The sequence below is a fragment of the Blastopirellula marina genome (assembly GCF_002967765.1).
Classification (GTDB): domain Bacteria; phylum Planctomycetota; class Planctomycetia; order Pirellulales; family Pirellulaceae; genus Bremerella; species Bremerella marina_A.
Genome location: NZ_PUHY01000004.1, coordinates 288,558 through 309,775 on the forward strand (window position 1 = coordinate 288,558; position 21,218 = coordinate 309,775).

Sequence of the window (21,218 nt, forward strand, 5' to 3'; positions counted from 1 at the left end):
ATTCCCCTAGCGATGATAGAGAGCTTTACATGCGAGAGAGGAGTTTAGGAGGTCGCCCGGCCTAGCGCTGGATGATCGACCTCCGTATTCAAGTCGTGATTACTTGCGACTACTCTTCTTCATCATGGCGGTGTCGTCAGGCTGCACGCCAGAGGCCTGCATGTTTTCTCGCTTAATTGCTTCGTAGACTTCCTGTCGGTGGACTGGAATGTCTTGCGGGGCAGCGATGCCCAAGCGAACCTTGTCTCCACGAATGTCAACAATCGTGATGACAATGTTGTCGCCGATCATGATGCTTTCGTCGCGGTGCCTCGAGAGTACCAGCATCTCTGGCTCCTTCCTACTTTTATTTCAATCAAGGTATAGGGCATTGGTGCTTAAAGATTCCGTCCAGCCCCGAATGACCGCACAAGTGCAGTCGCTCGCCAGCAATGATAGCAGTGCATTGCTATGACTCGACGTGTTGAGTATCGGAAGCCTAGACAGCAGGAATCAGTTTTCGATTCGTGAATACTGTTCTGACGGCAAGTCCGAATGTTCAAGCACTGCGACGCAGAGCGATTGTTTCAGTCGCAATGACGTGCCGAAGCGGCTGTTCGTCGGTCGTGATGACCTGACGGCCCAATTGCAATGAGAGATTAACCAGTAGAGGAGCCCGTAAATTCACGGAGATAAGAGCATTTTCGCGGCTGACGATGACCAGAACGAATGTTTCCATCCCGGCGTCCAGCTTCAGAGAGGTCGCCTGTTCGGGACTGATCCGTACCTTGTAGCCAGGTACGTAACGACGAGGGCTGACAACGGCAAATGCCAGATCCGCTTGGTCCATCGATTGAAGCCACCCAACGGAATCATTCGATTCATCCGCCAAGATCGCCCATTTCGTATGGTTTTCGAATCCGATCAATCCTTGTGGGAAAACGATCGTTTCATCCTGACGAATGCTTAGCTTGCCAAATCGAGTGGTTTCAAATTCCATGGCCCGTTGCGTCCTTGCGCGGTCAGTTCGGCGAAATCAATAAAGGACGCATGGAAAACGCCCTGTTGCTACTATCGGCGAACTCGAGCCAAAGAATCCACAAAATCGTCAAAGTCGGTCTAGATGTAATCGAGCAGCGTCAATTGGTAGAGCTGACCAGCCGTCTGAAGCGAAGCTTGGAAAGATGCTTGCTTTGCTGTCATGTCGGTGATCGCCTGAATCATGTCGACATCGATTTCCAGCGAAAGGTTCGACTTCAATTCGAGAATCTCGTCCTCGCCACGTGCCTTCAAAACGTCGACATGCTGATCGCGTGCACCCAGTTCGCCACGCGTAAAGCTGAGACGCTGGATATCCTGTTTCATCATTTCCGAGACGCGTGAAATCTCTCGCACGTCCTTCGCGGCAATTGCATCTTTCAGCCGCAGAAGCGAATTAAAGATACCCTTGGTCTCTTGAGCGTTAACATTTCGACCGGTAAGCACCTCGGCGGTGCCTCCGGAAGTCGTGCCAACCGTTCCCGTCGAGTTGATAATTCCTGAGCCATCATTGGTTGCGTCGTTGGTGAATAGTAACTTGGCGTCGAAGTTACCTTCTTGATCGATCGCGGCGATGACTTGGTTGGCAGTAGTAACGCCCGCTTCGATCTTGATGGTCAGTGTGTTGGCGCCAGGGGCAAACGTAGCGTTTGGAACACCACCACTGGCAAGCGAGTCGTCGAGGATAACTCGCACACCGTTTCGCAGTGTTCCAGCATCCTTGGCAACGAGCGTGAAGGCCGTATTGAGATGGTCGGGGGCCGCGAAGGTGATATCCGCCGTGGCAGATTCTGAATCGGCCAGCGGTGTTCCGCCATTGGTGGTTGCCAGCACGCCCGTTTGCGTAATCAAGCCAGCGCCGGAATTGGTTGCGTCTTCCGTCGAAAACAACTCGGCATCAAAGGTGCCTTCCGCTTTGATCGCGGCGATTACCGTGTTGGTGGAGGTCAGCGTCGGATCGACGTCAATAGTAAGTTTCTGCGTGGCTTGATCGAAATTGACCAAAGCTTGATTGCCGCTGGCAGCACTATTGACGAACTCGACTTGGATGTTGTTGTAACTAATGCCGGGGGCATTCGCAGTCAGCTTGAAGGCGTTGTTCTGGTTGTTAGGAGCATCGAAGCGAACCGTCGCAGTCGCCGGTTGTGCATCAGGCGAATTGGATACAGTCGCTTCAGTCTCGCCTGCGGGAATTAAACCGAGATCGACACCCGCCTGGCTAAGCACACCTTGTGATACCTTCAAGCGACCAAAGCCGTCGGGATTATCGTCGATCAGTTCGATCCCATTTCCAAATTCAGACAGCCGAGCGACGATGGCGTTCGTGCCATCCAAGTTCTTGGGATGATTATTAATCAGGTTGAGAACATCACCTACGGTCTTGGCCGTCGCGAGATCGATTTCCAGTTCCACGCCATCGTTGCGGGTAATCGTTAGGTCCGTTCCATCGGTTCCCTGAACACCACGTCCAAAGTTCAGATCGGTCAGTACAGTATCGCTATTGAAACTGCGAAGTCCGAGCTGCGTGGCGGTACTGCCGCCATTCTCACCGATTGAAAAATCCCCGCCACTAATGTTCGAACGAACGTTGATCCCGTTGCCAGAGGCATTGATTTCGGCGACTAGCCCTGCCCCGCTTCTATTGAAGACGTTAAGCAAATCTTCGACGGTTTCAACATCGTCGAAAGTAAGGATCGTAGATTCAGTACCGTTTTGAACCTGAATACCCGACTCACGATCAAAAACGACACCTGAGCCACCGGTCGTTTCGCCAATGACCGACGTGCTCACAGTTCCGCTGGCCGAGAGAAACTCAGCCGTTGTGTCTTTCGGATCGATGGAAGCGGTGAAGTCGGAAGCAAACTCCGCATGGTCGTTTAACGCACGTAGAAGGTCATCGGCCGTGGTAGTGCCTGAGGAGACCTGAACAAAATAGGAGTCGGCGGCGCCACCGGTGTTTCCTGTGTTGCCAATCGTACCGGCGCTGCTGCTGGGAACGGCCGATGCCAAATTGAATGACTCACCGTTTCCATTGTCATAGGTAACGGAGAAGCTGCCTTCCGCCGCGATCGCATTAATCACCGATTGCAACGTCGTTTCGTTGCTATCGTCGATTTGAATGGTGAGACGTCGCGTCGAACCGTTGTCGCTGTACGATGCTGTCGCCGCATCTCCGATATCCCCAGAGGCATCAATCACGATTTCGACATCGTTGAATTGTTCCCCAGCCTGGTTGGCGATTAACGTAAGGTCGTTGCCGCCCCCAACGAGTGCTAGTGATGCCCGTGACTTGACGGCTTGATTCGTGATACCGGTTGTTGAAATTAATCCATCGTTTGACGATGCAATGGTGCTCGCCGGATCGAAGGCCTCGCCGGTGGAGGCCGCTCCGCCGATCGCAAAGCGACCGTCTGCGGCGAATGCATTGGCCAAGGACTGAAGTGTCGTCTCGTCCGTGTCATCGATCTGAACGGTGATTGTTGGAACTCCATCGACAAGCGTGGTGGGACCAATCACCGCAGAGTCACCGACGTTGTTCGTTGCATCGATAACTATTTGCACGCCATCCAAACTGCCATCGGTGGCGTTTGCGGTCAGAAGCAAGTTGTTGTCAGCGCCTGAAAAATTCAGTGTTGTCTGGGGCCTTAGTAGATCGGTACCGCGATTGACGATCTCGTTTCCACGCGTGATGCCGGCGCCTGCTTTCAGCAAATTATCGTCGACAAGCTGAATCTTAACTCCATTGAGCGACTCGCCATTGTCATGGGCCTTGATCAAAATGTCGTTGTTCGTGCCGGGATATTCAATGACAGCATTCGCTCTCGTTCCGAGCAAATTCTCGACTTTACTCGTGAGTGTGAGCTTGGGATTGAGATCGGTGCCAACGATCGGATTGGTGAGATTGCCATCGGTATCGAGAATACCTAATTGAGCGGCGACGCGACTTCCACCCAATTCGCGAATGGTTAGGTTGCCACCACCGGCATCATCGATATCGACGATGAGACCAGTATCGCTGATTCGAGCCGTCAGTTTGCGACCAGCCGGTGGATTCGATTCGATCAGCCGAGCGACATCGGCTAAGGTGTTGGCTTTCGAGATGTCGATCGTCACGGGAGGGGAAATTCCATCGGAAATCTGGAAACTCCCTTTCTCGATTCCCTTGCCTCCACGAAGGTCAGAAAGCTTAGTCGAAGGCGTTAAGACCGGATTTAAGTCGGCAAGACCTTTTAGCTGTTCACTGATCGCCCCGAATGCATCATGACCATTAACCGTGGTATCGAACAACAGATCGATATCGGCGAAGCTTTGCAGCCCCGTGGTATTTCCTTGGTATTGGACCAAGCCATTTTCAAGTTCCTGGAAGGGAACCGTAGTCGTATTCGATCCGGAAAACAAATATCGGCCACGGAACTGCTGATTCGCCAGGTCCATCATCTGTTGAATTGCCCGCTCGACCTGTTCGCCGGCGGCAGCAAGTTCTGAGTCGGAGAAGGTCGTATCACTGAGCCGAACCGCCAGACCGCTCATTTCGTTCAGGGTATTCGCCGCATTTGCCAGTGCGACGTCGGTGGCTGCGAGATAAGACTGGCTTGTCGTAAGATTCGTTTGGATCTGCGTCTTTTGCTCGAGCAGAGATTGCAGAGTAACGCCACGGATCGCGGCGGGAGCATCATCGCTTAAAGAAAGAACACGCCGGCCCGTGCTTATCTGCGTTTGCAAACGCAGCAAGTCGAGTTGATCAGCCGACATCTGGTTCGTCAAACGTTGCGACAACAAATAGTCGCTGGTTCGACCGGATGGAACTGGGATGATACGTGTCATGTTCGTTTGTCCAAGGCGGTAAGGCTAGGCTGCGGCCCAGGTGCAAGGACTTACCGCGTGAGGCCTTCCTTACAGGTTGACCAAAATTTCTAATAACTCGTCGAGCGTCGATATCATTCGCGACGAGGCTTGGAATTGTCGTTGGTAAGCGATCATTCGAACCGCCTCTTCGTCCAGGTTCACGCCACTCACACCCATTTTCTGTGCCTCAAGCGTATCCTTGAACGTGCGGAAACCTTCCGTGATGCCCCGCGTAACCGCTCCGGATTGGGCAACATTGCCTACCATGTCTTTGTAGTAGGATGCGATGGATGTTCCGGCGAACGAATCAAGCTTGCGATCGGAGAACGATGCTAGCTCGACCGCATTGTCAGTATCTTTTCCAATGCCTGAGCGACTTGCAGCAAACTTTGCCGGATCATCACTTACGGCGACGTTCACACCGATATCGAGCGCGGACGATCCTGTAAAAAATGTCCCGATTCCCAGCGCAGCGAGCGCACCGCTGGTATCGTCTGCAAATGCGAATTCCACATTTGGCTGGTCTGCCTCGATCGAAAGCTGGCCATCCAGCGAGATGGTAGCTGTAAGACCGTCGATGTTATCGATATCCGCCCGCAGATCTTCGAGAGACGTATCTTCGCTGGTGCCGTTAAGTTGCACGAAGATTTCGTGCGTTTCTGTAATGCCCGTTTGCCGATTGAGGAGTTTGACTTGAAAAGAACCGTTCTCCGGCGTGAAAGGAAGCCCGGCCTGGTCGAGCGGATCATCGGTTTGTCCCGTCGCGACCAAGTGTTCGGATTCAATTGATTTATAGCCCGTTAGCCCCTGCCCGCTGCTGAACACCTTGTTGAACTCATAGATGAACGACTTTGCGAACTCATCTAGTTGCCCCAGGAAATCGCCGAGGATGTTGTCGCGCGAGTTGATCAAACCGGCCAGTTTTCCTGAGTCAGTTTGAATGGGAGAATCGAATTCGGCGATCTTCACATCGGCGAACGATTGCCCATCGCGAACTTCCTCGTCGGCGTAAACTTCACGGGCTATGCCATCGGTTACAAGGTACTCGCCGCCGGCAAAGACTGAGACGGATCCGTTTGGCTGTTCCACCGATTTAACGCCGATCAGCTCGGAAAGCGCGGTAAGCTTTTGTTGCCGCTGATCGCGAAGACCAACCGCATCGCTCTTCGTCACGCCACCTTCCATATTAACGATCTTCTCGTTGAGATCGGCAATGTCGGTCAATAGCCCGTTAATGTCATCTGCCGCGTTGCGAATTCGATCATCGGTATCTTGTTGGACCTGTTGGACACGCTCGTACAAACGCTTTACGTCGTCTGCTAGCGTTTCACCACGCAGGATCGTCAGGTTACGAACGCCGAGGTCTTCCGGCTGGTTGAGAATATCGTTGATCGAACCGAAGAAGTTATTGAGCGATGTGCTGATGTCAGTATCGCTGAGTTCACCAATCAGGGCATCCAGCTGGGTATAGGTGTTCTCTTGCGTCTCGCCTTTGGCCAAGTCGCTGCGCGACCCACGTAGACGTTCCTCTAGGAATTGGTCGACTTGCTGGACGATGGCTTCGACGTGAACGCCTAAGCCCAAACGTAAATTTCCAATCGCCTGCGTCGGCGCAGGTGTGTAGATTACGCGCTGACGAAGATAGTCAGGCGTATTCACATTGGCGATATTATTGCCAGTTACCTGAAGCCCAATCTGGGCTGCATTCAAGGCATTGCTGGCTTGTTGGAGCGAACTAAATAGAGACATCCTTGTGTTACCTCGTTAGGCAAGTCGTGGTGCGGCGACTCACGCGTCCTGGTCCACCAGGGTCCCACCCTGGTTCGAGGCATTCTCCGCTTCATATGTCGGTTTAATCTTTCCCCCGGTCGCAATGATTTGTAGCAATTGCGAAAGATGTAACACGGTTTGCTGGGCTAGCACGAAGTTTGCGAGCGTTTCATTCTGAATGTGACGCATCGCATCTCGTGCACTGTGCGCCTTCTGCGTCAAACCGCCAGTTTGTGTATTGTCGGTATCCAACGCTCGGGCGAGTGACTGCATGCTGTCTGCTGGCAAGCCTTTCCCTCTCGCATTGTTGAGCAAGATCTGACGTGAATCGCGGAGTTGCTCGAGGCGATCTAGCAACGCTTGCTCGCCCGTCATGGTTTCCTGCATACCTTCAATGTCGTTGGCGACCATTTGCTCGCGTTTGCGGTGCAACACGTTGAGCAGATCGGCTTGAACGTCCGAAAGCTCTTGCAGAAAGACAGCGGTCTCGTTCTCGAGATCGATGACCTGTGTTGAATCAAGTTCTGCAGTCGCGGATGTAGGGGAAGTCATAGCAGTAACAAACCACTTGTTAGGAGTGGGCGATAATCTGAATTAAATGGAGAGGTCCAATTTCGACAGGATGGTCGAATCGGCCTGGCTGTCTTGCGATTGGTTCTGTCGCTGCAGATTGTCCAGTTGGCCAATGGCCGCTTTGGCTTCCTGCTCGCTGACAACTTCACTCATTTGGGAAGCATCATGTCGTTGGCCCATGTTTGCGGCGAACAACTCGTACATGGGTTCGGTGATTTGTTCGGCGCTGGCGTCCGAGATCTTTTCGACTAACAGCTGATCTAACTGCGACTGGAAAACCTCTTCAGCGCGACCGCCATGAAAATAGGCTGGCTTACCAAGCGACTTTCGCATGCTTTGCAGCATCTGTCCGAACAGCGATTCGCCGACGAACTGATCGAATCGATCACGCAGCTCGCTTTGAGGAGCAGCGGAGGAGGTGTTCGAGCTAATGCTTGTGGCGTTCATGATGATTTCACTGTAGTCTTCGTTGGGCGAACTTAGTTGACATAGACCAGGTCGCCGTAGACCTTGCCTTGGTGGTGCAACGCTTCGACGATCGTGATGATGTCTTCCGCTGGCACCTTAAGGGTGGTTAATGCGTCTTCTAAGTCTTTCAAGCGGGTCGCATACGATTTCTGGGAATCGACCGACACAAACTTCGAGGCTTCGGGATTGGTTGTCTCGACCTTGATACCATTGTGGTTGATCACAACCGGACCGATTTCGACGTCACTGCCAATCACGATCAAACCTTGGTGCTTGTTGATTACCACTTTGTTATTGAGCAGGCTATCGACGATCGGTGTCTCCATCAGAATTGAGATGAAGTAGACTGGCTCGTCTTTGTATTGCGGCGGAACAGTGACTTCGACCGTCTTTTGATCGATGGCCTTGGCAATTTGTCCGCTCGTTCCACGGCTGACGTTTTGTTCCAGGTTGTTCACACCGAAAACGATTTCCTGAGCCATTCGGAAGTCTTTATGGCCATCTTTGATGACCAGAAAAATCTTGCCGTCCGCGGTCACAAATGGATTGCGGATGGTTCGCTCGAACCGACAACCTTTCATTACGTGACCACGCGTTGGAATTTCGTCGTTGGCCAGTTTGACCGGACCACTGGCAAGTGCCCACACGGTTTTGTCGTGAGGATTCGGGCCTTGTAGCGTAGAAATCGCCAGCGTGCCACCTTCTAGACTTTTGGCAGAAATCGCACTGACTTCGCAATCGATGAAATCACCTTCTTCCGCCCCTTCGGCCGGAACGTTGGCCCGAACTAAGACCAGAGCCGTGTTTTTGACGTTTTTTAGTGCTTCCGGCAAGTATTCGCCATCAGGGCCTTCACCGGAATTGCTTCCGAGGTATCGCATCATCAAGGCCAAAGCTCGGTGAGTTGGCGTAAGATCGGAGTCACCCGTTCCCTTCAAGCCGACAACCAGGCCAATACCTTGGAGGAAGTTGCCTTCCTGCCCCTTTACCCGCACAAAGTCAGACAACGGGCGGTTGATCTGAAATCGTTGCGAATCAATCGAGCTGTACTGGGCCTGAGCAACCTGAGCTTCTGCCGTTTGTACACCACAGACCAACAGGCCAAAGGCAATCAGCAGAGCAAGTTGTCGGAGTGTCGAGTTCATGGAAGTCACTTAGGATGGTTTGAGGTATGCGAAGTATTGTTGAGTCGATTAGAACCAGTGGACGCTATCCCACATCTGTAATAGCCAGCCACGACTGTAGGCGTTACGAATCGCTCCCTTTTCTTCCTTCGTGATCGAGAGCTCAGCCATCTGTTCGCTGAGCACGGTATTGTTCGGGTTGATGTCTTCGGTGCGGCAGACACCACGCAGGTGATAGACCCAAACTTCGTCGTTGACTTGAATTGTCTTGCTTGCTTCTAACTTGAGTGTTCCGTTGGGCAGAATCTCTTGTACTTCGGAAGCGATGGTGAACTTGAGCGACTCGTTCGTTTCCATTTCGGCCTGTGATTGAAGGCGATTGGTCAGAGTGCCAGCGATTGTTGGATCGCCGTTTGGCTGAGGAGCAGGCGTGATGCCATCGATTCCGTCCAACTTCAACCAGTCTTTAAGAATCGCCGAGTACTGACCACTTTTTCGAGTGTTGAACTCGCCATCCGAGAAGGTTTGCGAGCGTTCGTCGACACGGATGTGAATCAGGTCGTGAACTTGGACCTTTCTCGGTGGTGGCAATTCTCGGTAGAACCAGTTCAGGTCCTTGGTCGAACCGTAGTAAGGAGTACCATCAGCACCTGGCAGTTCTGGAATGTTACGCTGGGATAAGCTCGATACCGGACCGCTCTGTTGAGCGAACACGACCGAAGCAGCCAATTGCAAGACAATCGTCGTTAAAAGAGTCACTAACGTTTTCATCGACGAGCTCCCAGTTGAGTATGGGGTTGGTTTGGATGCGAGGGCTCAACTTTTGTGTACCCAGTTAGCACGACGGCTTCGCCAGGACCTACGACTTGAGCTTGGAATCGTTCTGCTTCACGAGCACGGCCGAACGAGTTAGGGGCAACCGGTTGAACTTCAACCAGTTCGCCTTTGCCGGCATCGTTTAAGGCAAGCATTTCGCGTCGTACGATGATGTTGCCAGCTCGGGCAAAGATGGTTACTACTTCATTGCGACGAACGATGACCGGTTCTCGGACATCCTTCGAGGCGATTGGCCGATCGGCCGAAATGCCACGAGCAGCTTCCTTACCGATCACACTTTCCAGATTCGTTGGGTAGCCATCTTCTTGACGGATGACCGAGAGTTGTCGCATCTCGACGTCGCCAGGTTGAATGATTTCGCCACGACGAACGTTGCGTACGACATGAGCAACGGTCATGACTTCTTGCTCGGTAGGCTCTGGCAAAAGCCTGCCAGCGAACGTGCGACGCGGCAAGGTTCGGCTCACTTGTCGTGATGGTTCCTTGATTTCGGCGGGGGCCCCACCTTCGATCCGAACTCGACTCGATCCCGAGATAGCGATTTCGCCGGCTGAATAGCCATGAGCGGAAAGAATCGAGCGAATATCATTGATGCTAAGGTAAGCAGATTGGCCGATCGATGGTGCCGGCGTTACTTGCAGGCCCATAAGTTCCGCTCGAAGCGTTGGATCAGCAACATCAACGACGGCAATCTCACCAAGGCAAGCAATTGGTCCGGTGATCTTCGCTGCGGTTTTCAGCGTGATCCTGCCATCGTTAGCAAGTACTGTGTTCGCCAACACGAACGTTGCCAGCAGTGCGATGGAAAATCGAATTAAGTTAGCGAACTTCATAACGCTTCCGTTGGATCCTATCGACGCAAGTTCGAGATCAATTGCAACATCTGATCGCCTGCTTGAACTGTTTGTGAGTTCAACTCGAACGATCTCTGTGTGGTAATCAAATCGATCAACTCTTGAACCGGTTCCACGTTCGATGCTTCCAGCATTCCTTTGCGGATTGTGCCAAGTCCATTGGTCTGCGGATTTGCAGTGATCGGGGCACTGGACGACGCAGTTTCGGCATAGAGACCATCGCCCAGCTTGATCAAGCCTTCTGGATTGATGAACGTGGCCAATTGAATCTGACCAACTTCATTCAGCGTATTCGAACCTGGCTGGCGAACCGAAACGATGCCGTCGGTACTGACTTCCACGGCAGTAGCGTCTTGAGGAATGGTAATCGCTGGTTGAATCGGACGGCCAATCGATGCGGAACCTTGAACGACTTGACCGTTGGAGTTCACCGAGAAGTTACCGGCCCGGCTGTAAACGATTTCGCCACTTGGATCGGCCAGTTGAAAGAAGCCTTCTCCTTCAATCAGGAGGTCAAGCTGGCGATCGGTTGTGGTAAATGCACCCTGCGTGAAGTCAGTTTGCGTACTGGAAACACGAACACCCAAGCCAACTTCGGTTCCGGTAGGTGTCAGGTTGCCGGCAGCGTCTCGATTGCCTGGCAAGGTGATGTGGTCGTAGAACAGGTCCTCAAAGTTCGCACGGTCCTTCTTAAAACCGTTCGTATTCACGTTGGCCAGATTATTGGCAATTACGTCGAGCTTGGTTTGCATCGACTGCATGCCGGTGGCTGCGGTGTAGAGGGTTTGAACGCTCATGGCTTACTTCCTTGTTCGCCGTTGGTTCGCTATCGAAAATGCGAAAGGGGGATTAACTTTGCCGCAGGACACGACCCAGCAAGTTGCCGATCGATTCGTCCTGAGTCTTGATCATGTTGATGTTGGATTCGTAGGCACGTGTCGTTTCGATCATGGCCATCATCTCGGTAATCGAGTTGGCGGACGATCTTTCCAGCATGCCAGGTGCTGCGAGACGATCCTCTTCGGGGATCTGCGGGGAGGCACCCATCGAGCGGAAAAAGTTCTGACCGAACTTCACTAGGTCGGCATTCGATTCAGGCTTGGCGATTCCCAAAGGAATCACATCGCCACCGATGACGACTTCGCCGCGTTCGTTGTAATAGTTGCCAATGTGAACGGCTTTTGCTTCTGGATTCACTTGAACCGGTGCTCCGTCCGCACCAAGGACCGGAAAGCCTTCTTGGGTGGTTAAGCGTCCGTCAGGCATGAACATGAAGTTGCCACCACGCGTCAGGAGAACCTGATCTTCGTGCAGAACTTGAAAGTAGCCTTCGCCGCGGATGGCAATGTCCGCGGGGTTGCCGGTCGGAGTGATCGGCCCAGGACGGAAGTTCGTGGCAGTTTCGCGAACCATCACGCCGCCGCCAACATTGTTGATGCTGCCAGAACCGGGTGAGTCTAAGTATTGGTTGATGGCTTCCGAATCGCGAGCTTCAAGGATCGCAAATTCGTTTTTGAAACCAGGTGTGTCGACGTTCGCGAGATTGTTCGAGATCACCTCGAGACGTCGCGACTGGGCTTGAGCGCCTTCCGCCGAAATGTACAGGCCGTAAACCATTGCTCATGATTGGTTGAAACATGCCCCCCCGGACACGCTCTCCCTTAAGGCAATCGGTGTGCCAAAGAGCTGTGGCACACCAAAGAAAAAAAGCAGAACTCGCCAAGTGCTAATTGGTAAAAGAGTTATCGCGCTGGTAGCACGTATTGCTGGCAGATAGGAAAGATTTTCCGTTCACCAGGCAATCGGAAAATGCTGCCGGATGAAGTCGGCAAAGTTTGCGGTAGCAGCTGTTTTAACCACGACCGCCGGTATTGCGTGCGTAACTGATGATGCGCTGAGCGCCTTGAATAATCAGCTGCGAAGCAACTTGTCGACCAATCTCTTCCGCCTTCTCGGGAGGGCCACACGCGTAAGCGGAGATCTTTTGAACACCGTCGCCGCTAATGACAATTCCATCTAGGTGTAGCAAGTTGCGTTCGACTTCAATCCGTCCCCATGCGCCAACCGGCGCCAGGCATCCACCACGTAATTCGGCCAACAACTTTCGTTCTGCTTGCACGCAGTGATAGCTGTCCGGGTGATGCAGCACACTGACGGCTTGCCGGGTACGTTGGTCTCGTTCGCGGACTTCGATTCCTAATGCCCCCTGCCCCACGGCTGGTAGCATGATTCGTTTGTCCATCACGTGCACGATACGTTCGGCCATTTCTAGGCGACGCAGGCCAGCTTCAGCCAGGACGATCGCTTCGTATTCTCCTTCGTCCATTTTTCGAAGACGCGTCTCAACATTTCCGCGAATGTCACGAATATCGAGATCGGGACGAACATGGAGTAGCTGTGCGCGTCGTCGTACGCTGCCGGTGCCGATCACGGCGCCATGTGGCAAGGTATCGGAATGAAAGCCGCCTCGTGAAACTAAGACGTCGCCACATGCTTCGCGAATTGGTACGGCAGCTAAGGCGAGTCCAGCCGTCGGTTCGGTCGGAAGATCTTTCAAGCTATGGACGGCAATATCGACACGATTATCGATCAATGCTGCTTGAATTTCCTTCGTAAAAAGACCCTGTCCGCCAATCTCGCCCAGCGGTCCGCTGGTGACATCGCCGGTGGTCGATACGTGCACGATCTCGACCGGTTGCCCGCTATTTTTAAGTTCCTGGGCGACCCATGTCGCTTGCCATAGGGCTAACGGACTGCTTCGGGTACCGATGCGGAGAGGCTCACCGTTCATGCGTGCAATTTCATTCCATGGATCGAGGCAGGATGAGATGGAGGTTTTCCTTCTCCGTGGAGTTGCTGCTTGGCGAAGGAAAGCAAATTGCTGAAGAGCTCAGGTGTTGGCTTTCAGGAATTTGGAAGGGTAGCTTCTAAAAAGCTCAGCTAATGACCTGAACATGCTCATTAGCATACAAAATAAATTGTTATTCGGGGAGTTGGGGTAATCAACATTCGATTACATTCGCTCATTCAAGACGCACGCAGTGCAGCGATAGAGCAAGTTTTAGCCGTTTTTTGATTGCGCATCGGTGTCAGCCGATTCACTTTCGGTAGGCTTAAGCCGCGCTTGAATCTGCCCAGCAACGGGGGAACCTTGCGTTTGTTGATGTGGCGGAACGACAACGCCACAACTGACGATGAATTGGAATGCCTGATCAAGAGAAATATTTAATTCGATCGTTTCACTTTTTTTCGCATTGATCGTGAAGCCTGTCGCGGGCATTGGGGAAGTCGGGATCAAGACGGTAACAACCGGTTCGCCTGCTTTGTCTTGAATATCGAGCATGCTTTCGCTGGTCACGAATCCTAGTGACCACATTCCTTTACGCGGATACTCTACGGCCACGACCCGCGTGAACTGAATTTCCTGCTCGTTAAGGAGGAAGTCCGTCACCTGTTTGACTGAACCGTAGACATTCCGAATGATCGGCAGTCGATGCATAATCTGGCGTTCCGAGGCATTCCACAGGATGCGTCCCAGACCTCCTGCCAAGAATTTTCCGGCGAAGTAGAGCCCTAGAATGCAGACGGAGAGGACGAAAGGAATGGTCAGCTTTCGCTTAAGAAATACTTGCTGCACATACTGCTCGTAGACGCCATAGCCAGTTATTGGCATCGGTTGATCACGCAAATTGTCGTAGACGGCGTTATACACCTTCGCGGGAACCCACTGTCCGTTTCCCGTTTTGTGATAGATCGTCGAATCGAAGGTTGCCGTAACGTCTTCCGGGGCCGTGTCAGGAAGATCGCGGTGGATATCTTGAATTGCCCAAACGATCGCCGTTCGCGCCGTCGCTTCGACAGGGACCAAAATATAATTTTGGATTGTTGCAAAAATCCAAATGAAGATAACGATCGTCAGTAGCGGCGGTGCAGCGATCGCCAGACCACGAAGCACCGCACGGCGGAAACTGTGGAACCCATTGACCGGAGGTGGCCCCATGTTCGAAAGTTCTTTGGCCATAGAAGCGGATTTCTCTTCGTCACGTATTCAAAAAAACGGAGCGTACGTCGAGAGGAAGAAACCATCCATGGCAGCGCCCAGGCAATTGGGCAAAGCAAATGCGCCGTAGGTTTCACCTCTTCGGGAATTCGCTTCCGTGCTGTCCCTTCTTGCTTCGATTCTTTGTACGCGGCGAAAACAGTCAAATCGGTTTCATTTTTTTGAATTTTGACTGAAAAGATCTCCTAAACGTCAGCGTAGGAACCAGTCGACCTTGCCACAACGGCAACATGGATAGCGGTTGCCCCTGCCTTTCGTAGTGAACGCCCTATTTCCGTTAGGGTCGAACCAGTCGTCATAACGTCGTCTACCAGCAGAATCGGCTGATCTCTAGGAATCTGCTCGCGGACGCGAAATGCACCATGGACATTTTTCTTGCGAGCAGTGAAAGAAAGTTCGCTTTGCTTCGCCAAGCGTCGGCGACAAGTAAGTGGTTGCCGATGCTTCCAGTCTCTTCTCGCAGCTAAAGATTGAGCCAGGATTGCCGCGGAGCTCATGCCACGACGTATCCGCCTTGTCCAATGCATGGGTACGTCAATAACAATCGGAGCGGTAGTCCAATGGTTAGTCAGACTATTTGAAAGAAGTTGCCCCAAGTCCCACGCGGTCGAAACGCCACGGTTTGTCTTGGCATTGAGTACCGCTTCACCCAGTGGGCCTTCGTAGTTGCCCACGGAAGTAATGCTCTCGAATGGAAGCTGCAGATGATGGCACCAAGGACAATCTTCACGAGGCAATGCGTTCTCGTGCCGTAGGACCGCCGAACAACGGACGCACTTTTTCCATTTCGCATGCTCGTCCTGGCAATCGCGGCACGCGACATCGGGATTACGGTAGTCGGAAACCTCGGCATGGCAAAGGCAGCACGTGCCTGGCAGAACTAAATCCACGGCGTCGCGACTTAGTCGACGAACGAACTGCATGGCTTTTCGTACGGAAGGGACGTGCATGAACGATAACAAGTGCTGCGGATTTACTTCTGTCGTGCACGTGTGTTATCCCCCTGGCGGTGGGCGAAGTCAAATGTTTCCCGCGATTTCATCTTTGGTGGATTGAGCAAAATCGGTATAAATCGCGTCCAATTCCTTTTGTTTTGATGCTAGCAAGCCGGACAGGCGACCCGTTTTATGACCCTGATCGACCGCTACCTGCTGATTCAGTTCCTCAAGTCGTTTCTGATCTTCTTCATCAGCTTCACGGGACTGTTCATCGTCATCGACTCGTTCAATAACCTTGACGAGTTTCTGAAGTACGGCGATATGACCGGTAGCACGTTCGGCGTGTTGTGGGACTATTATAGTCCGCGTGTGTTCACCTTCTTTGGAATGACGAGCGGCATCTTAACGCTGATTGCTGCTATGTTCACGGTGACCTGGATCCAACGCCACAACGAAATGACGGCGCTCATGGCCGCAGGCATTTCCCAAGCTCGAATCGTTCGTCCTATTATCGTTGCTGTGTTGGTTATCGCGGTGTTGGGCGTTTTGAATCGGGAACTATTGATTCCACGCTATATCGATCGGTTAAGTCGTAACGCGCAAGATTGGATGGGAGAGTCCAAAAAGGCACTTCAACAGAAATACGACAATCAAACCGACGTTCTGATCAACGGAGCGGCTACTTACGCCAACGAACAGCGGATTGAGTCGCCGAACTTTCGCCTACCAGAGAACTACGAAGGCGTTGGAAATCAGATCCTTGGTGCCAACGCCTATTATCGACCACCGACGGAAGGACGTCCTGGTGGCTTCCTCGTCGATGGGCTCAGCAAACCGGAAAGCACCGAAGGTGTTCCCTCGATTGATATTGAAGGAACGCCACTTGTCTTGATGCCGAGTGACAATAAATGGCTTGAGCCAAATCAGTGCTTTCTTGTGACGGGATTATCGTTTGAGCAATTAACCGCCAGCAGTCAATGGCGCGACTATGCTTCGACGTACGATTTGATTTCAACGCTCAGCAATCGAAGTCTGGATGTCGGAGCGGATGTTCGTGTCGAGATTCATAGTCGGATCGTCCAGCCATTTCTCGATATTACGTTACTCTTCCTCGGCCTACCCATCGTACTGCGAAAAGAGAATCGAAATATCTTCGTCGCGATCGGTTATTGCTTGCTGGTCGTCATCGGCTTTTATGCAGTGACACTTGTTTGTAAGGCGATGGGAAGCAGTTACTACGGAATTCGCTCCCCTGCCCTGGCGGCGTTCATCCCGCTAGTTATCTTTGTGCCGATCGCCACGGCAATGTCGACTCCGCTGCGTAGTTAACGACGCCTGGCCTACGTTGATCGGCCCTTGTTGAGCTGACGTTTTCAACGCTCGGTAACATGTCGCTGGTGGTTTCTTCTTCGATGGTCGGTTCGTTCGCAGATGTACGAAAGATCATCCCGAGCGATAGCAGCAACAAGGCTACCATCGTTAGCCCACGGAATAAGCGGGCATCGATGTTGTGCGATACCTTTAGCCCTACAAAGATTCCCAACAGGGCGAATGGAATCGCGAGGAGCGAATAACTCAGCACGGCCAAGTGAATCCAGCCTGCTGCGGCTAAGCCACAAGCTCGAAGCGTGGCTGAAAGAAAGGTGAACGCAAGTAAAAACACCTTGATCTGCCTTGGTGACCACGCTTGTCGTGAAGCATACGCCGCTACGGGTGGCCCCCCCATGCCCACGGCACCCGTCAGTAAGCCACTTGCGATGCCTGCGACTACGGTCCACACCCAAGAGGTCTTTCCATCTTGGTGAACTTCCCCGGCCGAACGCATCGACCAGAGCCCCTCAGCGGAAAGTAGAAAGATTAGAACTCCTGTCCCTCGGATCAACCACGTTTCATCGACCACGCTGAATACATAGAGTCCAAAGGGAAGCCCTAGTAGAGCACCCGCAAGGCAGGTCAGTAGCAAGCTAGTTTTGAGTTCGCCCCAATACGCCCAGACTGCCGATACCAGTGGCGCGAGCACGCTGAGTGCGACAATCACGTTCGCTTCGCGAAAGTCGAGGAAGTAAGAGAAGATCGAAAGACTAACGATCGCGTATCCAAAGCCGATCGTCCCCTGGACTGTGGCAGCAACGAATATGACCAAGGGAATCAGCAGCAGAATCAAAGGGTAGTCTTCCAGTAAAGGTGGTTATTCAGGCAGTTCCTGTCCCTTAGTTTCTGGCAAAAACAACATGATCACCACCCCCAACAAGAAGAGAAGGGCCAGCAAACAAACTGCCAGTTGCAGACCCAAATCTGATTTCAACCAGCCTGCAGTCAACAATACGGGGACCGCGACGACACGCCCGCCGTTAAAACAGAAGCTAGTGCCCGTTGCCCGCAAATGTGTTGGAAAGAGTTCTGGAAAATAGATCGCATAACCCGCATGGATTCCGAGAGTTAGGAAGCCAAACAGCGGCAAGAGAGCCAATAATTGCCAATAGGTTTGCGGCAGGTAGCAAGTGATCGGCACAATTGCTAAGGCAGCAAGTTGAAAGGTAATGAATGTTCGCTTTCGACCAAATCGAGCGGCCAGCGGACCAAAAGCGAACAATCCCAATCCACCTCCGGTCGCTTGTACTATACCGTAAGCAAACTTGGCATTCTGAGTCGCTTCGTCGGCGGAAACGTGATTGCGAAGCAAAAGCTCACGCATGAGATCTTGCCCAGAAACGCTGACAGCCCAAAAGGTACCTAAGCCGACCGCCGCGAGTGTCATACCCATGATCGCTCGAAATCGCCAGGGATCGGTTAGCAGTAGCTGACGAAAACTGCCGAGTTGTCCCGATTGATTCGTTGCCGTCGCGGCATCTTTCTTTTCTTGCCACCGCTCCGGTTCTCTCACCGAAGAACGTACCCACACAATGAGCAGCGCTGGCAAAATTCCAACCAGGTAGGCGTATTGCCAGTTCGCTCCCACGGCCATCCCTGCAATCGCTGCTAACCATAATCCTAGGACACTCGTTGCATGAAAGATGCCCGAGGCTTGAGCCCGAGCTTTCGGTGGGAAGACTTCAGAAACCAACGCGGCAGCAACGGCCCATTCTCCCCCCACGCCCACGGCCACCAGAAATCGGAGCGAAGCGATGTGCCAGAGTTCGGTGGCAAAAAATGTGAGTCCAGAGAAAATAGAATACATCAAGATCGTAGCGATCATGATTGGGCGACGCCCAAAACGATCGGCGAGCGAGCCTGCCAGCAAGCCTCCGACGGTTCCTCCAGCCAGAAAGATCGCCAGGAACATATCACCATACCACTGAACGTTATCCTTGACGTCCAACTCCCCTGTGGGAAGGATATCGGTTAGCATCTGGTGACGCGTGATGTTGAAGATCTGGCCTTCGTAGACATCAAACACCCAGCCGGCCGAAGCAATTGCCAAGACCAGCCACTGGTAACGCGTAACTTCGTAGTACCATGGCCGTGACGTCGGTGAGGGAGAATCCATGTCTTCAATTCACTTGTTAGAGGAGAAGAGTGTGAGGATGGACTGGATGCAGCATGTGCGGGGATAGTGAGCGAAGAGACATGAATAAGGTCAAATAATGTCCGTCATCTTAATCGGTTGACCGGTATCGACTGATTTTTGGGCGGCCAGACACATACCGACTGACCACATGCCGTCTTCGGCTGTTGCAGAGAGTGGTTTCCCGTTTTGGATGGCATCAATCAGCATGGCGACTTGGTCTTCCAATTCAAAGATCTCGCCAGTGATCTTTTCGATAGGAATTTCTCGGACCGTTTCACCATTGGATGCTTTCAGGAAGAAGCTGGGATGACGTGTGCGATCCATGGCTCCACTCCAACTTGCCCACAACGAACCTTCGGTGCCGGCGACCTTGGCCGTTTGATGATGCTCGAACATCGAAAGCGATTGCGACACAACGGCGTATTTGCCGCCATCGAAGTTTACGATCGCACTGAAATTGTCTTGCAGTTCTGGGTGACCTGCCTGGCGTGAGTTCGCCGTCGCGTAAAGCGAAGTCGGCTTGCCAGCAGAGCTTAGATACCAACGTGCCAAATCGAAGAAGTGAATCGGTTCTTCCAGGATCCAATTACCAACGCGATCAATATCGTAACGCCAGCCATCTGCTCCGAGTCGATAAGGCTTTCGAGATAACTCCACCAATGCATATTGCGGTTCGCCAATCGCACCGGAATCTATCTCTTGCTTTACGCGCGACCAGAGAGATGAAAGTCGCAATTCGTGACCAACGGCCAGTTGCAGCTGCTTTTCCTGAGCGAGTTGGTTCAACGCCTGGCACTCAGAGATCGTGAGGCACATCGGCTTTTCTAGTAGCAAGTGCTTGCCTGACTCGAGTACTGATTTCGCAATGTCAAAGTGTAAATAGCTAGGGACGACGACGTGAACCACATCGATATCGGCCTGGTCTAAGAGTTGTCGATAATCTGAGTAGACTGCGGCGTCGGGATATAACTGACGTCCCTCGGCACATGTGTTTTCCGATTTGGCAGCAATCGCCGCGACTTCGGCACCGGCTGTATTGTGGATGGCTCCGGCGTGGCATTTACCCCAAGCACCAAATCCAATGACGCCAAAACGAAGAGGGGACGGTGTCATGTGTTGCTCTATCTTTCGTGTCGATGATCTGGAAGATCGTAGCTAAGAAGTCCGTCGTGGATGTCTGGTTAAGGGTCAAGCATGAGCGTGTTGACCCATCACCAATAGCGATGCCAAGATCTTTCGAGGTCCGCTGAAGGTTCGTCGACCGTGCATTACAAGGAAGTTGTCGACCAGGGCGATATCGCCGGCTTGCCAGGGAAGATCGAACGTCAACTGCTCGGCCATGTCCGCGATTTCCATGACCGTTTCTCGATCAAGCGGCTGTCCGTCGCCGAATGTGATTGATTTCGAAGCGTCATTGCGGCTGTCCTTCCAACCACAGAACGCAGCAATTAATTGATTGAAAAAGACCTTTCGCCCAGGCGATACCTCACGGACGGCTGGCAATACAGGCGTCGTCGCGCGAAGGCTGCCATCCTCTTGCCACTCCCAGGTGTAGCCGTAGTCGGTCATCCGCTGCTGCGCTTCTTCGCGTGTTTCCACACGAAAGGTGCTTTGCCAGCTCCGCCCCATACCGGATGAAGCATCGTTTGCCGCTGGCATGGTATTGCTGTATTTCAACCCTTTAGTTTCGCAGTCATGCGCGAATTGAGGGAACCTTTCTTCAATCTGTTGAAAAAGGATGTCGGAACGGCAAAGTGGTGTGGCCCCACCTTCCTCGGCTGGTTGCCAACAACAGAAGAACAATTTGCTGGGGAAGATGGGAGTTTGAGCCATCTCGTGATGCAAAAAGATGGTCACGGACGAGGGAGCTTCATTGGCCGAGAAAACACGCGGCGTGAAGTTGGTCCGAACTGCATTGGAAAGAGAAACCTCGTAAGGAAAGTTCTCTAAGTCGAACGCAGCGATAAAACGATCGAAATCTTCTGGTTCGTGCAACGGGAAGCCACGGAATAAGATAGCACCATGCTTCTGACATTGTTGCTCAAGCTGGTCGCGATTCTCCTCAGCCCAACGCACCACATCATCGAGTGTGGCGGATGGCGACTCGCAGCCGAGAACTAAAGGGAAGACCTCCCCGTCATAGATTTGTTGTTCTGGCACACGTGTCGGCGAAACGGTTAACCGATGATCGGTCATATTCGAGTTCCTGGTTGGTTTCGATTT

At 52.5% G+C, this 21,218-nt stretch carries 19 protein-coding genes; 1 reads left to right on the forward strand and 18 read right to left on the reverse strand.

All coding sequences use genetic code 11. From position 1 onward, the window contains the following. Window positions 1-99: 99 nt before the first annotated feature. The 14 genes from csrA to C5Y83_RS02605 all read right to left on the reverse strand — a co-directional run bounded on the left by csrA (window position 100) and on the right by C5Y83_RS02605 (window position 15,472). A complete protein-coding gene (gene csrA / locus C5Y83_RS02540) occupies window positions 100-327 on the reverse strand; it encodes a carbon storage regulator CsrA (RefSeq protein WP_105328080.1) in 228 nt (75 codons plus the stop codon). 211 nt (window positions 328-538) lie between these two features. Continuing rightward, the gene (gene fliW / locus C5Y83_RS02545) at window positions 539-979 is read right to left on the reverse strand and encodes a flagellar assembly protein FliW (protein WP_105328081.1); all 441 of its coding nucleotides are present in this window, start codon (window positions 977-979) and stop codon (window positions 539-541) included. A 119-nt stretch (window positions 980-1,098) separates the two neighbouring features. After that, the gene (flgL, locus tag C5Y83_RS02550; protein ID WP_105328082.1) at window positions 1,099-4,842 is read right to left on the reverse strand and encodes a flagellar hook-associated protein FlgL; all 3,744 of its coding nucleotides are present in this window, start codon (window positions 4,840-4,842) and stop codon (window positions 1,099-1,101) included. Window positions 4,843-4,911: 69 nt separating this feature from the next. Further along, the gene (gene flgK / locus C5Y83_RS02555) at window positions 4,912-6,612 is read right to left on the reverse strand and encodes a flagellar hook-associated protein FlgK (RefSeq protein ID WP_105328083.1); all 1,701 of its coding nucleotides are present in this window, start codon (window positions 6,610-6,612) and stop codon (window positions 4,912-4,914) included. Window positions 6,613-6,651: 39 nt separating this feature from the next. Then, entirely contained in the window at window positions 6,652-7,185 is a 534-nt protein-coding gene (gene flgN / locus C5Y83_RS02560) for a flagellar export chaperone FlgN (RefSeq protein WP_105328084.1), read from the reverse strand. A gap of 42 nt (window positions 7,186-7,227) precedes the next feature. Then, window positions 7,228-7,653 carry a rod-binding protein gene (locus C5Y83_RS02565; protein ID WP_105328085.1) on the reverse strand — a complete coding sequence of 142 codons (426 nt, stop codon included), beginning with the start codon at window positions 7,651-7,653 and terminating at the stop codon, window positions 7,228-7,230. A gap of 32 nt (window positions 7,654-7,685) precedes the next feature. Then, window positions 7,686-8,819, reverse strand: coding sequence for a flagellar basal body P-ring protein FlgI (locus tag C5Y83_RS02570; RefSeq protein ID WP_105328086.1), 1,134 nt, complete (start codon window positions 8,817-8,819; stop codon window positions 7,686-7,688). Between the two features lie 48 nt (window positions 8,820-8,867). Then, a complete protein-coding gene (locus tag C5Y83_RS02575; RefSeq protein ID WP_105328087.1) occupies window positions 8,868-9,569 on the reverse strand; it encodes a flagellar basal body L-ring protein FlgH in 702 nt (233 codons plus the stop codon). Further along, complete coding sequence (gene flgA / locus C5Y83_RS02580) at window positions 9,566-10,468, reverse strand: flagellar basal body P-ring formation chaperone FlgA (RefSeq protein WP_105328088.1); 903 nt, start codon at window positions 10,466-10,468, stop codon at window positions 9,566-9,568. The genes C5Y83_RS02575 and flgA overlap by 4 nt, the downstream gene beginning before the upstream one ends. Before the next feature lie 17 nt (window positions 10,469-10,485). After that, window positions 10,486-11,286 (reverse strand): flagellar basal-body rod protein FlgG, encoded by an 801-nt coding sequence (gene flgG / locus C5Y83_RS02585; protein WP_105328089.1) that lies wholly within the window; start codon window positions 11,284-11,286, stop codon window positions 10,486-10,488. A 52-nt stretch (window positions 11,287-11,338) separates the two neighbouring features. Further along, window positions 11,339-12,106: a flagellar hook-basal body protein gene (locus C5Y83_RS02590; protein ID WP_105328090.1), complete on the reverse strand. Its 768-nt coding sequence runs from the start codon at window positions 12,104-12,106 to the stop codon at window positions 11,339-11,341. 235 nt (window positions 12,107-12,341) lie between these two features. Next, complete coding sequence (gene hemC / locus C5Y83_RS02595) at window positions 12,342-13,280, reverse strand: hydroxymethylbilane synthase (protein WP_105328091.1); 939 nt, start codon at window positions 13,278-13,280, stop codon at window positions 12,342-12,344. A 270-nt stretch (window positions 13,281-13,550) separates the two neighbouring features. Then, the gene (locus tag C5Y83_RS02600; protein ID WP_105328092.1) at window positions 13,551-14,510 is read right to left on the reverse strand and encodes a DUF502 domain-containing protein; all 960 of its coding nucleotides are present in this window, start codon (window positions 14,508-14,510) and stop codon (window positions 13,551-13,553) included. A 224-nt stretch (window positions 14,511-14,734) separates the two neighbouring features. Further along, window positions 14,735-15,472, reverse strand: coding sequence for a ComF family protein (locus C5Y83_RS02605; protein ID WP_158262200.1), 738 nt, complete (start codon window positions 15,470-15,472; stop codon window positions 14,735-14,737). A gap of 204 nt (window positions 15,473-15,676) precedes the next feature. Here C5Y83_RS02605 and C5Y83_RS02610 point away from each other — a divergent pair, with 204 nt between their 5' ends. Continuing rightward, entirely contained in the window at window positions 15,677-16,816 is a 1,140-nt protein-coding gene (locus C5Y83_RS02610; RefSeq protein WP_105328094.1) for an LptF/LptG family permease, read from the forward strand. Here C5Y83_RS02610 and C5Y83_RS02615 read toward each other — a convergent pair. The 4 genes from C5Y83_RS02615 to C5Y83_RS02630 form a co-directional block, all read right to left on the reverse strand. Beyond that, the gene (locus C5Y83_RS02615; RefSeq protein ID WP_158262201.1) at window positions 16,767-17,651 is read right to left on the reverse strand and encodes a sulfite exporter TauE/SafE family protein; all 885 of its coding nucleotides are present in this window, start codon (window positions 17,649-17,651) and stop codon (window positions 16,767-16,769) included. The two genes, C5Y83_RS02610 and C5Y83_RS02615, sit on opposite strands and share 50 nt — an antisense overlap. A gap of 24 nt (window positions 17,652-17,675) precedes the next feature. Beyond that, entirely contained in the window at window positions 17,676-18,974 is a 1,299-nt protein-coding gene (locus C5Y83_RS02620; RefSeq protein WP_105328096.1) for an MFS transporter, read from the reverse strand. A gap of 90 nt (window positions 18,975-19,064) precedes the next feature. Beyond that, window positions 19,065-20,108, reverse strand: coding sequence for a Gfo/Idh/MocA family protein (locus C5Y83_RS02625; protein WP_105328097.1), 1,044 nt, complete (start codon window positions 20,106-20,108; stop codon window positions 19,065-19,067). A 75-nt stretch (window positions 20,109-20,183) separates the two neighbouring features. Next, window positions 20,184-21,191, reverse strand: a complete 1,008-nt coding sequence (locus tag C5Y83_RS02630; RefSeq protein WP_105328098.1) for a TauD/TfdA family dioxygenase — start codon at window positions 21,189-21,191, stop codon at window positions 20,184-20,186. Window positions 21,192-21,218 lie beyond the last annotated feature (27 nt).